Source organism: Acinetobacter chengduensis (genome assembly GCF_003664645.1).
GTDB lineage: Bacteria > Pseudomonadota > Gammaproteobacteria > Pseudomonadales > Moraxellaceae > Acinetobacter > Acinetobacter chengduensis.
Window position 1 is genome coordinate 60,851 of sequence record NZ_RCHC01000002.1, and the last position, 15,479, is coordinate 76,329.

12 protein-coding genes are annotated in these 15,479 nt (G+C 41.1%); 7 read left to right on the forward strand and 5 right to left on the reverse strand.

The window, feature by feature from the left end; all coding sequences use genetic code 11:
• Positions 1 to 69: 69 nt before the first annotated feature.
• Complete coding sequence (locus D9K81_RS01905; protein ID WP_120373913.1) at positions 70 to 867, forward strand: thioesterase family protein; 798 nt, start codon at positions 70 to 72, stop codon at positions 865 to 867.
• A gap of 60 nt (positions 868 to 927) precedes the next feature.
• On the opposite strand, the gene D9K81_RS01910 is transcribed toward D9K81_RS01905, so the two are convergent.
• From D9K81_RS01910 to D9K81_RS01920, 3 genes are all read right to left on the reverse strand, one after another.
• Positions 928 to 4,521, reverse strand: coding sequence for an AAA family ATPase (locus D9K81_RS01910; RefSeq protein WP_120373912.1), 3,594 nt, complete (start codon positions 4,519 to 4,521; stop codon positions 928 to 930).
• A 9-nt stretch (positions 4,522 to 4,530) separates the two neighbouring features.
• A complete protein-coding gene (locus D9K81_RS01915) occupies positions 4,531 to 5,784 on the reverse strand; it encodes an exonuclease SbcCD subunit D (protein WP_120373911.1) in 1,254 nt (417 codons plus the stop codon).
• A 140-nt stretch (positions 5,785 to 5,924) separates the two neighbouring features.
• Positions 5,925 to 6,302, reverse strand: coding sequence for a VOC family protein (locus tag D9K81_RS01920; RefSeq protein WP_120373910.1), 378 nt, complete (start codon positions 6,300 to 6,302; stop codon positions 5,925 to 5,927).
• Between the two features lie 439 nt (positions 6,303 to 6,741).
• Between D9K81_RS01920 and D9K81_RS01925 the strand changes: the two genes are divergently transcribed.
• Together D9K81_RS01925 and D9K81_RS01930 are read left to right on the forward strand one after the other, a co-directional pair.
• Entirely contained in the window at positions 6,742 to 7,191 is a 450-nt protein-coding gene (locus tag D9K81_RS01925) for an ABZJ_00895 family protein (RefSeq protein ID WP_120373909.1), read from the forward strand.
• A gap of 65 nt (positions 7,192 to 7,256) precedes the next feature.
• On the forward strand, positions 7,257 to 8,165 hold the full coding sequence (locus D9K81_RS01930) for a TIGR01777 family oxidoreductase (protein WP_120373908.1): 909 nt from the start codon (positions 7,257 to 7,259) through the stop codon (positions 8,163 to 8,165).
• 65 nt (positions 8,166 to 8,230) lie between these two features.
• On the opposite strand, the gene thiO is transcribed toward D9K81_RS01930, so the two are convergent.
• On the reverse strand, positions 8,231 to 9,340 hold the full coding sequence (gene thiO, locus D9K81_RS01935; protein WP_120373907.1) for a glycine oxidase ThiO: 1,110 nt from the start codon (positions 9,338 to 9,340) through the stop codon (positions 8,231 to 8,233).
• 199 nt (positions 9,341 to 9,539) lie between these two features.
• On the opposite strand from thiO, the gene D9K81_RS01940 reads away from it, so the two are divergent.
• The gene (locus D9K81_RS01940) at positions 9,540 to 10,784 is read left to right on the forward strand and encodes an OmpP1/FadL family transporter (RefSeq protein WP_120373906.1); all 1,245 of its coding nucleotides are present in this window, start codon (positions 9,540 to 9,542) and stop codon (positions 10,782 to 10,784) included.
• A 62-nt stretch (positions 10,785 to 10,846) separates the two neighbouring features.
• Here D9K81_RS01940 and hemB read toward each other — a convergent pair whose 3' ends face one another.
• The gene (gene hemB / locus D9K81_RS01945) at positions 10,847 to 11,860 is read right to left on the reverse strand and encodes a porphobilinogen synthase (protein ID WP_120373905.1); all 1,014 of its coding nucleotides are present in this window, start codon (positions 11,858 to 11,860) and stop codon (positions 10,847 to 10,849) included.
• Positions 11,861 to 11,967: 107 nt separating this feature from the next.
• Here hemB and D9K81_RS01950 point away from each other — a divergent pair, with 107 nt between their 5' ends.
• From D9K81_RS01950 to D9K81_RS01960, 3 genes are all read left to right on the forward strand, one after another.
• Positions 11,968 to 12,465 (forward strand): thioesterase family protein, encoded by a 498-nt coding sequence (locus D9K81_RS01950; RefSeq protein WP_120373904.1) that lies wholly within the window; start codon positions 11,968 to 11,970, stop codon positions 12,463 to 12,465.
• 266 nt (positions 12,466 to 12,731) lie between these two features.
• Positions 12,732 to 13,883 (forward strand): HlyD family secretion protein, encoded by a 1,152-nt coding sequence (locus tag D9K81_RS01955; RefSeq protein WP_121523095.1) that lies wholly within the window; start codon positions 12,732 to 12,734, stop codon positions 13,881 to 13,883.
• A gap of 6 nt (positions 13,884 to 13,889) precedes the next feature.
• Positions 13,890 to 15,419 (forward strand): DHA2 family efflux MFS transporter permease subunit, encoded by a 1,530-nt coding sequence (locus D9K81_RS01960; protein WP_120373902.1) that lies wholly within the window; start codon positions 13,890 to 13,892, stop codon positions 15,417 to 15,419.
• Positions 15,420 to 15,479: the final 60 nt, after the last annotated feature.

Consider the following 15,479-nt stretch of genomic DNA (forward strand, 5'->3'; position numbering starts at 1 on the left):
AAAACCATCAGGATGTCGCGTTCATTTTGATCTTGATGATGTTTAATTTTGCAAAAAATAGGGAAGTTTATGATGGCATATTATCAGCTAATTCAGCGTGAAACGGATGCGCAGGGTACTGTTCGGGCACGTTATCATTCAACAGATTTAGCACAAGGTGCATGGAACGAGCATGAGCAACACATGGCACCTGCAACAGGAATTATCTGTGCAGAGTTAGACCGTTTTTTACCACGTCAAAATATGCGGATTGGGCGCATTAGTCTGGATATTTTAGGTTTAATTCCAGCTGGAGAATTTGAAATTGTCACGCGAGTGATTCGTCCTGGAAAAACCATTGAACTGATTGAATCGGAGATGCGGGCTCAATCTAAAGTGTGTATTGTGGCAAGAACATGGCGCATGCTGACGCAAAACAGCAGAACAGTGCATGAGCTTGAAGATCAGGTTGTAAATGGCCCCGAACAAGCACCCATTTGGGAAGGCATTCGCCAATGGCCAGGTGGGTTTATTCAGTCCATTGAAGCACGTAGTCACGAACGCCGTGCAGGGCGTGGGATTGTATGGCTAAGTACAGCACATGCCATGATTGAAGGGGAAAGCAGTAGTGATTTTGTTCGGTTAATGGGACTCGTAGATACAGCAAACGGCATTGTGCCACGCCAAGATTGGCCCTTTAAATGGGGCTTTCCAAATTTAGATCTACAGATTCACTTACACCGAATGCCACAGGGACACTGGCTGGGTTTAGAAACTGTACAACAATATGGTGAGGATGGAATTGGATTAACCAGTTCAGTGCTACATGACTTACATGGGCCATTTGGACGCAGTGAGCAGATATTAACTTTGCGTCCAATCGCCTAATCCTTCATAAAATGGATGGGTATGATTTATAAAAAGCCTGCTTAAAGCAGGCTTTTTAGATTAAGACACCACTTGAATTGTGCTTGCACCAGCTCCCATTGGATTCACTTGAATTTGCACGGGAATACGCTCGTGCATTTCTTGAATATGAGAAATAAGTACAACTTTACGTCCTTGATGTTGTAACTGATCTAATGCATTCATCACCATGTGTAAGCTGGATGCATCCAGCGTACCAAAGCCTTCATCAATAAACAGACTTTCGATTTTGGTTGTTCCAGATGCCATACTCGCAATGGCTAAGGACAATGCCAGCGCCGTTAAGAATGATTCACCGCCAGATAAAGATGATACTGAACGTGTTTCGCCATCCATGTCATGATCGACTATGGCTAAGCTTAAAGAGTTTTCAAGGCGCTTTAAGGTATAGCGCTGGGAGAGCATGGCCAATTGTTGGTTGGCGTATTCAATTAAAATATCAAGGTTATACTGCTGTGCCAAATCACGGAATTTTTTGCCCGTTGCATCACCCATGAGGCTCGAAATTTTGTTCCAACGGTGTTCTTCGGTTTGGATCTGCTGAATCTGCTCAGCAAATTGCTGTTGCTTGGCAAGGTTGCGTTGATGCACTTCGAGTTTGAGTTTGAGCTCATCGCGTTGTTCAGCCAAAGTTCGCAAGTTTTCTGCAAGTGCTGATAGGGTCGAGGTTAACACTTCAAATGCAATATTTGGTTGATGTGCTAAATGTTCTTTAAGCTGATTTTGAACTGTTTTAATGCCTGCTTGTAAATCTGCATAAGTGCGTTCAACGGCTGAAATACGCTGTTTGAGTTGCTGTTCTTGCTCATGTGAAACCGTGCTCAGTTGTTCTAATAAGGCATGATTAAACTCAGTATTTTGCTCAAGCCACTGTTGAATTTGGACATTACTCTGTTCAGCCTGCTTGTGTAGTTGCGTATTTTCAGTGAGGCATTTGTTCAATATGCTTTGTGCATTATCAAAAGATTGGCGCACTTGATTGAATTGCTGGCGAGCAAGCTCAATTTTATCTTTGAGTTGCAAAATTTGTTGTTCAAATTCGGCTAACCATTCATGTGGTTTTTCAACCGTGATTTGTGTCATATCCAAAATGGCTTGAATCGCAATATCAGTATTCTTTTTACCTGAAATTTTCAGTGCTTCAATTGCTTTTTCAGCAGATTGAATTTTCTCCTGACTGAATTTGACTTGCTGTGTGCATTGCTCAAATTGCTGCTGGGTTTGATTGTACTGCGTTGTCAAATCATGAAGTTGTTTTGATGTTTGCTGGCGTTGTTGTAAGCCATGATAGATCTGTTCTGCTGTCTTTAAAGTCGCTTGTTGCCAGTCGTACTTTTCTGAATCATTAAGCAGGCTGATAATATGCTGAATGTTATTTTCAGCCTGTTGCACATTAGATAAATGCTGTGTGGTGTGTTGAATAGAAGTTGCTAGTGTTTGACGAAGTTTCTGTACTTTTTCATGTGAGGCTAAGCTATCTTCAAGCTGTTTTTGGGCTTGTAGCATTGTATGGTTTTGCGTTTCAAGAAGCTGTGTAAGCGCCTCATGTGCTTGTGAAAAATCAAATTTGATATTCAAGGATGTGAGTTGAGATTCTAGTTCAGCTTGTAAAGCTTGCTGTTGGAGACCCAGATTTGCACGGTGCTGCTGATTGGCATTTAAAGATGCTCGGAGCTCTGTTAATACTGTTTGTTGTTTCTGCCAAGTATCAAATGCAAGTTTTTCAGAAGCCACAGCTTGTTGCTCTTGCTGTTCTTGTAATTTCAGCAATTCATCAGAAAAATTGGCTTGTTCTACATAAGGATGATGAGTACTTCCACAGACTAAACATGCCTCACCATCAACCAGTTCTGATCTGAGCTTTTCAAGATTTTCTGTATTGAGCAAGCGCTGCTGTTGCAAGATTTTTTGCAGTTGCTCACGTGCAATTTTTTGTTCCTGATAATCCTTTTCTGCACTATCGAAGGTAGCTTGATGCTCTAAAATTTGTTGATTTAATGTGTTATATGAGTCAATTAATTGGCGTTGTTCTGCATCAATATGTTTGAAATTTTGCCATTGTGGCTGAATGACTTTGAACTGACTAAATTGCTGTAGTAGCTGGTCACGCTCATTTCGAAGTGAGGTGATTTTTTGATGTAGTACTTCGTCTTGACCAAACTGTTGTGTCAATTCATCGAGCTGTTTCTGTTGAGCTTTGCATTGAAGATTGGCGTGTTGCACATCACCATAAGTCTTTTCAAATTGTGCATAGCTTTGAATAAAACGTTGCAGTTGAGAAAGATGTGCAGAGAGGCCATCATCAATAGAAGCAAAATGCTTTGAACATTCTAATTGCGCTGTGTGCTGTGCAATCTTGTTTTTGAGCTGCTCAAGTTGAAGCTTCAGCTGATTTTCATGATTTAAATGTGGAGTAAGTTGATTTTCAATCTCTTTAAAATCACTTTGCGCTTTGCGTAACTGATCCACTAAGACTAAACGTTCTGCAATCCGCTCACGGATTAATTTAATGGAATCCTGATGCTGAATTTCGAATTGGTTTTGCTGTTTTTGTTCAGCCTCAATGTTTTCAAAAACAATTTTCTCCGCGGTATATTGCTGTTCAATATGATTAAAATCGTGTTGGGCTTTTTGCAACGGGGTTTTTAATTGTTCAATTTCATTCTGAATACTTTTGTGTCGTTGCACACTTGGGCGAATTGCTGCAAAGCGTTCAAGCTGGCTGAGTTGTGCTTTTTCTGGTGCAAGTGCATCGAGTTGTTGCTGTTGAATATTCAGTTGTTGCTGATGTACTAGAGCATCGGTTTCATACTTTTGCTTTTGTTCATACCATTGTTGATTTTTTTCGAGCGCAGATTTTTCAATTTCCAGCTTTTTATATTCTGTAGAAACTGTATTGAATTGATCGGATATTGTTGCAAAATCTTCTTCAGATAATATTTCAATATGCCCTAAAACATTTTCAAGCTCTTTGCGCTGGCTGGCAATTTCTTTGGTTTTATCAAAGGCGAGTTTACCAATTTTGGCAAAAATATTAGAGTTGGTCAGGTATTCCAACAGCTCGCCACGTTCATTATCACGCGCTTTTAAAAAGGCAGTCACTTCTGACTGTGCTAATAAAACCGCACGGGTAAATTGCTCGAAACTGAGTTGGGTAATGCGTAAAATTTCTTTTTTAACAGGGTCGGGTTTATTGGCAATGATAGTGCCATCTGTTAAGCATTGGAGGGAACGCTGCACGCTTTGGAGCTTGCCATCAGCTTTCTCACGCGCACGCTTAATTTCCCAACGTGCTAAATAGACTTTTTGATCTTGTGCGATAAAGCTAAGTTCTGCAAAACCATGGCCGGTACCACGCCTTAATACAGTTTGTGGAGAGTTGGTTGGCAGTTCAGAACCATCGACATCCACCAGTTTACCATCGCTGTCTTTTAAGCGTGGCACACGGTTAAATAGCGCCAAGCACATGGCATCTAAAATGGTCGATTTACCTGCACCAGTTTTCCCTACAATAGCCACCAAACCTGCGCTGGCCAAAGGCTCACTTTCAAAATCAATAAAATGTTCACCCGCTAAAGATGCCAAGTTTTTAATGCGTATAGATAAAATTTTCATGACAATTCCTTAAACGCTCGCATCATCTTCAAGTGATTTTTGTGCTTCATTCACCAAGCTTAAAAAATCTGTCATTACTTTTTCATCCTGACCATAGCCTTGTTTTTCCCACAAATTTTGAAAAAGCTTTTCAGGAGTAGGCGGATCAAGGTGAATGGTAGTTTGCTGCTGATCATTGGATTCTGTATTTAAATAACGGCGGCTAATGCGCACCAAACGATAACGATTGGGTGCCAGCGCCTCTTCAAACTGCTGTCTTAAATTAGGCGCTGGCGGGGTGTCGGTATGGTATTCAATCTCGACATATTCACGTTGGTCAATATTGTCAATCTCACCACTGGCTAAGGCAGATAGTTGCGTTAATACTTCAGCAATCGTACCTTTGATCCGATGAAGTTGCACACTGCGTGGAATGACTAAAGACTCAATCTGAAAGCGAGATTCATCCTCTTGATGTGGATCGATGCTTACTTCTAATACTTGGTGTTTGTAATTAATTTCACTAAAAGACAAGGGAATAGGTGAGCCACTATAGCGGATATGTGAATGTCCAACTTTTTGTGGTTTATGCAAATGTCCAAGTGCCACGTAGTCAATCACATCATCAAAAAGCACAGTCGATAGCGCTTCTTCATGACCAATAATAATGGGGCGTTCAGAGTCTGATGTCTCGCCACCTTGCATGTGAGCATGTGACATTAAAATTAAGGCTTGATCAGGCTGTTTGCGTGCATTGGCTTCTGCAATTAATTGCTGATGAATATAGGCAATGGCATTTTGACTATTTGTAGTTTGCTCATTAATGCCAGTAATTTCAGCAGCGCGTAAAAAAGGTAAAGTTAGGCACCATGCCACAATATTTTTTTGTTCATTATAAATAGGCACCAGCAATCGGTCTAAGTCGAGTTGTCCTTGAGTATTTTTATGTACTACACCTACAGCTTTGGCCTGGTATTTTTCTAATAATGGTTCAACCTGTTCAATACGATATCCCGAGTCATGGTTCCCTGCGATCATTAGGGTTTGCATGTGTGGCGCACGATCATGCGCATCTGCTAAAAATTGATACAGTTGTTTTTGTGCTTTGGAAGCAGGATTGATGACATCAAAAATATCACCTGCAATGAGCAGGGCATGTGGCTGTTTTTGTTGTATTTGCTCAAGTAACCAATTCAGAAACTGTTCGTGTTCGTAGTCACGCGAGTGGTTATAAAAAAATTGTCCTAAATGCCAATCAGAAGTATGAAAAAAACGAACAGTCATGCAAGCCCCAAAAAATCAAAAGATTTGATTAGACTCTAAAGTATCACAAATACTCAATATTCCGTGGGCTATTGATCATACATACGTCAAGCTAAGTCGCTCAGGGTGATGGTAAAATATGATGCATTTTTACACAGTAGTTATTTTGCATTGGGATCGACTTGTACAAGGCCAAAAGTATTGTGGTCTGGATCTAAGAAATAACCTTGCCAGCATTTGCCTGCAATGGCGAATTTCTCCATAGCCACTTGACCGCCCTTCGCTAAAATTTTAGCTGCTGTTGCATCAAAATCATGAACTTCAATCGAACAGGTAAAAGCATTGGTGCCACAATGTGTGGGCGGCGTTTGGGCAGGTCGCTCGAGTAAACCACCATGGATACCTGCAGTTTCAATTTGATAATATTGAATAGCAAGACCATCAACACGATGAAAAGTCCAACCAAATATTTCACTGTAGAATTGTGTGTCTCGTTCAGGATTTGAAGATTGGATTTCAAAATAAATAACAGCATTCATGCGGAGATGCTCCAGCAGAAGGAATGAGATTAGATTGATCTTAAGGTATAACTTTGCAGGTTATGAGCATCTTTCTGTAAAGATCAGTGTTTGGGTTTAGGTTGAAAAGATTGAATTAGAATGATAAGACTGAGTTTTGTGTTGAAATAAGAAACGCAGAAAATAAAAGACCGACGATTCGAGTGATGGTGAAATCGTCGGTCAAAAAATCTATTCCAAGTTTAAGATTTGGCTGCTGTTCAAAGGCTCAAACCTGAAAAGAAAATTATTGCTTTAAGAAAGGTCACCGAAACATTGTGGATGCCAGTACAAATCATCGGCTGCTACAGACCTTGTACCCTATATAACGCTATGAACTTGAGATTGGTTGACAATAAAATGAAAAAAAATTCATTTTTTTTTATACTGAATCGATTTTATTTCTTAGGTCATCATTCAGATGTCGCTAACTCGTTATTTTTTCTTGTTTTTTGTGATTTGTCTGCTAATGAGCTGTGTCTGTGGCGTATTGGCTGCATTATTACCGCTGGGCGTTGGTGGTATTTTAACAGCTGTACCCTATATCGTGGCAATGGTTTGGGTGTTGTATATTTTCCTAAAGCGTAATCAACGTGCACCCACACAGGCTGAGCGTAAAAAAATCACGTTAGGCTATACCTTAATTTTTTGGAGTTACAACATTGCTTTCCAAATTTTAGGTGTGGCTATATTTGCCATCAAAGACCCTGAGGTTTGGCAAAACTTTATGCTGTATTTACAGCAACCTAATTTTATGAGTTTAGTGGTGATTATGGGCCTTTTGTTGGCTATTCCACTTTATTTGTTGACCTATTGGTTTTACGGTGCACAAGCAAAGCGAATGTCATTCAAAATGTTTGGCCATGAATAAGGCTTGAACAAAACATGAACTTATCTTATAGATAGTCGTGTATCTCCATTGATTAGAGACTGTTTATGCTGAAGGAACGAGTGTTAATTACAGGGGCGAGTGGTTTTATTGGTACACGCCTGACGGAATACTTGTTAGCTAAAGATTATGCGGTAATTGGTTTAAGCCGTAAAAAAGATTTGGTTTCGCCTCATCCAGATATGCAATGGATTACACAACTCAGCGAGCTAAAAACTGATCGGATTGATTATGTGATTAATCTGGCAGGTGAAAACATTGGGCAAGGACGTTGGACTGCAGCGCGTAAACAAAAATTAATTGCCAGTCGAGTGCAAAGTACAGAGCAACTTTATCGCTACCTAGAACAGCGCCGTATTGTGCCTAAAAGTATTGTTTCGGGTTCGGCAATTGGATATTACGGCATAGATCCGAGTGAACAGTGGACGGATGCTTGTACAGAGCAATCTACCAGCCAGACTATTTTTCAATCTGAGCTGTGCCAGCAGTGGGAGCAGACGGCATTACAATTTAGCCAACAACATACTCAGATTATTCGACTGGGAATCGTGCTGTCTGCAAAAGGCGGTATTTTGCCTCAAATGCTGTTGCCTATACGCTTGAATTTGGCTGGAAAAATTGGCCATGGGCGTCAGCCAGTAGTGTGGATTCATATTCGTGATGTCTTGCAAAGTATTGAATTTATCATGAAGTCAGAAGCATCTTCACAAGTGTGGAATTTGGTGGCGCCTGAGCGAATAAGTCAGGCAGATTTTGCCTCTTTAGCATCCAGACAATTAAATAAACGACCGCTATTGAACTTACCTGCGGGCTTAATGAAGTTGGTGCTAGGTGAGCAGTCACAATTGATTTTAAATGGTCAATACGTGAAACCCCAAGCTTTACTTGACGCAGGTTATACGTTTCAGTTTGCAACTTTGAAAGAGGCCTTGGCTAATTTATTAGCTCCGCATTAAGTTGACTTAAATGAGCAATAAAAAATGCCTGATACGCAGGCATTTTTTATTGGGCTATATGGGGTTTACAGCGTGCTGACTAAAGCGTTTGGTGTGTAGACCTGTGGGTCAACAATCGTCGTTTGTTTGAGTACAAGCTGACGCAGTAACTGTGCAGAAGCTGGACCCATACATAAGCCATTACGATAGTGACCAAAGTTGGCCCATAAGTTATCAATATTAGGCATTTGCCCAATATAGGGAATACCAGTAGGTGAGCTAGGTCTTAAGCCCGCCCATTGTTTTACAATCTGAAGCTCGGCCAGAGCAGGCACCATATTGAGGCTGGCTTTGTAAATATCTTGTTGTACCTGTGTGGAAGGTCTATGGTCAAAGCCTAAATGATTCATGCTGGAACCACAGACAATATGACCATCACGACGCGGGATTAAGTACATCACTTCATTCATACACATGGTGGGTAGCCAATTTTCTGGGCCTTTAAAAAGGAGCATTTGCCCTTGAACCGGCGCGATGGGAATCTGAAGCTGAAGTTGGCTCGACCAATGTTCTGACCATGCACCTGTGCTAATCACATAGTGATCCGCTTCAAAGCGCTCACCGCGGGTGCTTTCTACAGCATGAATTTGAGCATTTTGAATGATGAATTTTTCAATCCATGTATTTTCATAAAACTGCACCTGCGGATGCTGTTTTAAGTAACCAATGATGGATTTAAGCAGACGCGGGTTACGCACATTGGCAATCTGTGGAAAATGAATGGCTTGTTCAAATTGATTGGAAATGCGTGGGTTAATCTGTTGTATTTGCTGTTGTTGTAAATGTTCACAGGCTTGCATTGGTTCATTGTGTAATTTGGCGTAATTTAAACCAATTTCAAAATCAGTCTGATCAAAAATCAGCATGCCTGTTTCATGAATTTCGAAGTCGATCCCTGAAATAGGGCGTAATTTTTCATTCCATTCAAGATATAAGTTTTTGCCATGTTTGGCTAAATCATTGACGGCCTGCGGGTAACGCCAAGGATACATGGGAGAGAGAATGCCACCACCTGCCCATGATGCAGCTTTACCTGCAGATTGTTGATCAAAAATTGAAACTGAACAGCCTTCTTCTATAAATTCTAGGGCAGACAATAAGCCGCTAATGCCTGCACCTATAATGGCAATATGCATTCCGTGTTACTGCATCTTTAAAAAATAAAAACCGATTATAAAGCATCTCACGAGCTTTTTAGCCCTAGAATTTTGATATAAGGTCCAGATTTAGATGTCCTATTTAATATCTCTAGAACAGATAAGGTTGTTGTTTTTTATTCGATTACAAAAAATCATAAACAAAATATGATTTCCTTAATTAAAAAATAAGGGTGTCATGATGAAAACAATTTATAGCGTATTATCTTTGGGGATCTTTGCAATACTCAGTAATGCAACACATGCAACGACTGGATATTTTATGCATGGTTATGGGGTTAAAGCACAGGGTAATGCAGGGACATCAATTGCAAATTTTAATGATGCTTTGACCATTGCCAGCAATCCAGCAGGGCTGAGTTGGATCGAGCAACAAGTGAATGTTGGCGCTACTATTTTTGCACCTGATCGTTCTTCTTCTATTCACGGAAGCCCATTTGCAGATGGTGAATATGATGCTAATGGTCGTGAATATTTCGTGATTCCAGAAGTGGCTTACAGTCATCTAGTGAATGATCAAGTTGCTGTAGGTTTTGCGATTTATGGTAATGGCGGGATGAACACCAGCTATAAACAAAGCCCTTTTGAAAAATACGGGAGTACAGGCCCAGCTGGAGTAAATTTATCCCAATTATTTTTCTCGCCTGCTGTGGCATGGAAATATGCACCAAATCAATCTGTGGCATTCGCATCTAATATTATGTATCAGCAGTTTGAAGCCAAGGGCATTGATGGTTTTGCCCAGCTTTCACAAGACAGCACGAATCTAAGTAATCGTGGTAAAGATTCATCGACTGGGATTGGTTTTAAATTGGGCTGGTCTGGTCAGTTTTTAAATGACCAATTGACCTTGGGTGCTAAATATTCATCTAAGGTCAAAGCAAGTAATTTTGATAAATACAGTGGTTTATTTGCAGAAAATGGTGGATTTGATGTGCCTGAAAGTTATGGCGTAGGCGTTGCGTTTAAACTAACACCAGCTTTAACCGTGGCCGCGGATGTCGAACGGATTAACTATTCAAATGTGGCTTCAGTCGGAAATTCACTCAATTTGACAGAGCCACTGGGGACAGCACAAGGGGCAGGCTTTGGCTGGCAAGATATCAACATTTATAAAATAGGTGCAACATATCAGGCAACACCGAAACTGACTTTAAGAGCGGGTTATAGTCATAATGATCAGCCGATTCAATCAGATCAGACCTTCTTAAATATCTTAGCACCAGGTGTGGTACAAGATCATTTAAGCTTGGGTGTTACGTGGCAATTAGATGCACATCAGGATGTTAGCATTGCTTATACCCATGCACTAGAAGCGGAAGTCAATGGACAAAGTTCTATACCTGTTAATTTTGGCGCAGGCAATGCCAACTTAAAAATGAATCAGAATATTTTAGGATTAGCCTATAGCTTCCAGTTTTAACGCTATGTTAGGCATTAAAAAAGCATCTGATGAGATGCTTTTTTAATGTTTGGTGAGGGCACTTATTTCATGTCTTTGAGCATAAGGGCTGCTTCTTCGGCAAAATAAGTCCAAATACCATCTGCACCAGCACGACGACAACTCATGAGGGATTCAATAATGACACTCTCAGAGAGCCAACCATTTTGGATAGCACCTGCTAACATCGCATATTCACCACTCACTTGATACACAAAAGTAGGCACGCCAAAAGTATCCTTAACTTCACGTACAATATCGAGGTAAGGCATACCTGGCTTCACGATCACCATGTCTGCGCCTTCTTGGATATCCAATGCGATTTCATGGAGAGCTTCTGCACGGTTACCAATATCCATTTGATAATTGTACTTGTTGCCACCTTTTAAGTTGCTCGAAGAACCTACAGCATCACGGAAAGGACCATAAAAGCTAGAAGCATACTTCGCAGAATACGCCATGATATTGGTATAAATATGGCCATTGGCTTCAAGTGCTTGACGAATAGCGCCAATACGGCCATCCATCATGTCGCTCGGTGCAACCACATCGGCACCCGCTTCGGCATGACTTAAAGCTTGTTTAATTAAACACTCAACAGTTTCGTCATTGAGCACGTAGCCTGTTTCATCAATAATGCCATCTTGACCATGAGTCGTGTATGGATCTAGCGCGCCATCAGTAATGAGTACCATTTCAGGCAATTCTTTTTTCAGCAAGCGGACAGTATTTTGTACTAAGCCATTATCTTGCCAAGACGCTTCTGCGCTCAGACTTTTGTCTTCTTGTGGTGTAACAGGAAACAGCGCTAATTTTGATACGCCTAGTTCCAGTAAACTTTCCGCTTTTTTAAGCAGTAGATCTGCAGATAAACGCTGAACCTTCGGCATGCTTGGAATATCTTGGGTTTGATTTTGACCAGGCAATACAAATACAGGATAAATAAGGTGATCAGCCGTCAGTTGGGTCTCTCGAACCATGGCACGCAATTTATCATTTTTACGAATGCGGCGCATACGAGTGGCAGGAAATGCTGGACGATTGAACGTATAGGTCATAACAATCTCAATGATCAGTCTTAAACTAAAGCTATTGTAGACTTATAATCCTGTTTTAGGACAACACGCTTCATTTTTTTATTCAATTAAGGTAATTCGAGCAGACTATGACGGACGCAGAAAAAAATTGGACAGGTAATATGGATTTAAGCTCGAATTTGGAGATGACACAAATTTTACAAGGTTTGTGTCAGGCTTTTAATGCATCGCCATTTTTTGCCCATAGCCTCATGCACATGTCGGTTGTGGACGAGCAAATCGAAGCGCGTGTAGACATGACGCCAAATTTGGTTGGAAATGTCGCATTTCAAATTTTGCACGGTGGTGTTGCTGCAACTTTATTGGACAGCATTGGTGGAATTTCTGCGATGGGGGAGCTCTATAAGCGTGCAAAACCTGAAGATATGGCAGAAACCAGTAAAAAAGTATCTCGTTTAGCGACAGTGGACATGCGTGTAGATTATTTAGCACCTGGTCGCGGTCAATATTTTACAGCACGTGCAGAAATATTACGCTTAGGTCGTAAGGGTTGCACCATGCGTATGACCATGGTGAATGACGAAGGTAAGGCAATTGCAACAGCGATTGCATCTTATGCATATTAAATTAGCTAGATTAATATTCGTTTAAGCTAAATTTATAATAATACAGAATAATTGACAGCGCAGGATGCGAATCCTGTGCTGTTTTAAAGAAATGAAGACTGAGCAGTTACATTTATATTCTCAAAACATGATTATCTCGCTATAAAATGCGTCAAATTTATAAAAATGACTTTTTCATCGACATCATAGAGGACAAAAATGTCCGATATTTGCGGGATGCAAATATGTTGCCGTTTGAGTAAGTCTGTTGGATTTAGGAAAAATCAATGACAGATGCCAAAGATACACTGCCAGAAACTCAGGCAATGCCTCAAATCAGCGATTCAGAACTGAAAGCCAAACGAAAGAAAAGTTTGACCTTTGTTGCGCTAATCTTAGTGATTGCTGTAGCGATTTATCTGATTTGGAAATTATTTTTTAACCAAAGCGTATCAACAGACAATGCTTATGTTGGTGCTGAAACAGCCTCTGTAACTTCGATGGTGACAGGGCAAGTGGCTGATGTATTGGTCAGTGATACACAGCAAGTCAAAAAAGGTCAGATCTTAGCGAAGGTCGATCCACGAGATGCCGAAATTGCCTTAGCACAAGCAAAAGCAGAATTAATTAAGGCACAGCGCCAATATAAACAAACTGCAGCGAACAGTAGTGCATTAAATTCACAAGTCTTTGTGAGTGATGATGCTATTCATAGTGCGGAAGCTCAAGTGGCTAAAGCTAAAGCTGAGCTGAATAAAGCACAAGATGAACTGAATCGCCGTCAGCAATTGAGCGCTTCGGGTGCAATTTCGAAAGAAGAATTGAGTAGTGCACAAAGCGCCGTACACAATGCACAAGCAGGTTTTGACCTTGCACAAGCAGGTCTGGCGCAGGCGAAATCAAGTCAAAAAGCAGCACAAAGTTCATTAGCAGCCAACAATGCTTTAATTCAAGGCAGTAATGAACACTCAACGCCTGATGTGTTGGTTGCCCAAGCAAAATTAAAGCAAGCTGAATTGGACCTAGAGCGCACAGTGATTAAAGCACCGTTTGATGGTGTCGTTACCAGTCGTAAAATTCAGGTTGGCCAGCGCGTAGCACCAGGTTCAGTGTTATTAATGGTTGTGCCGATTTCACAGTTATATGTCGATGCGAACTTTAAAGAAAGTCAGTTAGAACGCGTCAAACCTGGGCAAAAAGTCACGCTTACATCAGATTTATATGGTGATGGCGTGGAATATACAGGCACAGTAGTGGGTTTTTCTGGTGGAACAGGCGCAACCTTCGCTTTAATTCCAGCACAAAATGCCACAGGTAACTGGATTAAAGTGGTACAGCGCTTACCTGTTCGTATTCGTTTGGATCAACAGCAATTGGCCGAACATCCACTGCGCGTGGGCTTGTCGATGGAAGCAAAAATTGATTTAAGCACGAAGTAAACACCTATGAATAGCTATGTTCCTTATGGTGATTTAAAAGGTAGCCGATTAATATTGGCAGCCTTTGTGCTGGCATTAGCAAATTTTATGGTCGTGCTCGACATGACCATTGCCAATGTATCGGTCACACATATTACAGGTAGTTTGGCTGTTTCTAGCTCACAAGGGACGTGGGTTATTACTTCCTATGCTGTGGCTGAGGCCATTTGTGTACCCTTAACAGGCTGGTTGGCAGGGCGCTTTGGTGGTGTCAAAGTTTTTACCATGAGCTTAATCGGATTTACGGTATTCTCCGTGTTATGCGGTCTTTCCACTAGTTTAGAAATGCTGGTGTTTTGCCGAATTGGTCAAGGCTTGTTTGGTGGCCCGATTATGCCACTCAGCCAAATGCTCTTATTAAGAATATTTCCACCTGAAAAGCAATCACAAGCCATGGGCATGTGGGCGATGACCACAGTGGTTGGGCCAATTTTAGGGCCAATTTTGGGTGGTTCTATTAGTGATAATTTGTCATGGCACTGGATTTTCTTTATCAATATTCCAGTCGGGATTATTTGTGCTATGGCAGCTATGCGCTTGCTGAAACCTGCTGAAACCGAAACAGCCAAGCTCAAAATTGATATGGGCGGGCTGGTCTTGTTGGTGCTATGGATTGGTGCTCTACAGCTGATGCTGGATTTAGGCCATGAGCGAGACTGGTTTAATAGTCCTAGTATTACGGTTTTAGCACTGACTGCATTGATTGGCTTAGTGATTTTTACCATTTGGGAGCTGACAGAACGGCATCCTGTGGTCAATATTCAAATTTTTAAATATCGCAGCTTTACTATCTCAGTTATAGCGCTAGCATTAGGCTTTGGTGCATTCTTTGGCAGTATTGTACTGATTCCACAGTGGCTACAAATTAACTTGGGCTATACCGCAACATGGGCGGGTTATTTAACTGCCACTATGGGCTTGGGCAGTTTGACCATGTCGCCTTTAGTTGCAAAATTGGCCACCAAATATGACCAACGTGCTTTGGCAAGTTTCGGTTTAAGCATATTGGGTGGCGTAACCCTAATGCGCGCCTTTTGGACCACAGATGCGGATTTCTTTTCTTTAGCATTACCACAAATTTTGCAAGGTTTTGCTGTGCCATTTTTCTTCATTCCATTGTCTAATATGGCATTGGCTTCGGTTCAGCCACAAGAAATGGCCTCTGCTGCGGGTTTAATGAATTTTTTGCGTACCATGGCAGGTGCAATTGGTGCATCTATTGCGGTGACCATTTGGGATGATCACACCAAATTGTCACGTGCGGATATGGTGGGTAGTTTGCATGTAGATGATGCGCAAGCAACATTGATGCAACAAGGTATGAGTTCCCAAGGGGCTTTGGGCTATATCACCAGTTTAGTCGACAAAGAAGCTCTCACCTTATCAGCCAATCATGTGTTTCTACTCTTGGCGATGATTTTTATATTTGCCGCTATGATTATTTGGTTATGTCCACGACCTAAAATTGTCGAAGGGGCAGGCGGGCATGCACATTAAGTCTTAGCCTTAAATCAAGATTATAAAAAACCGCAATCAATGCGGTTTTTTATATGGTTG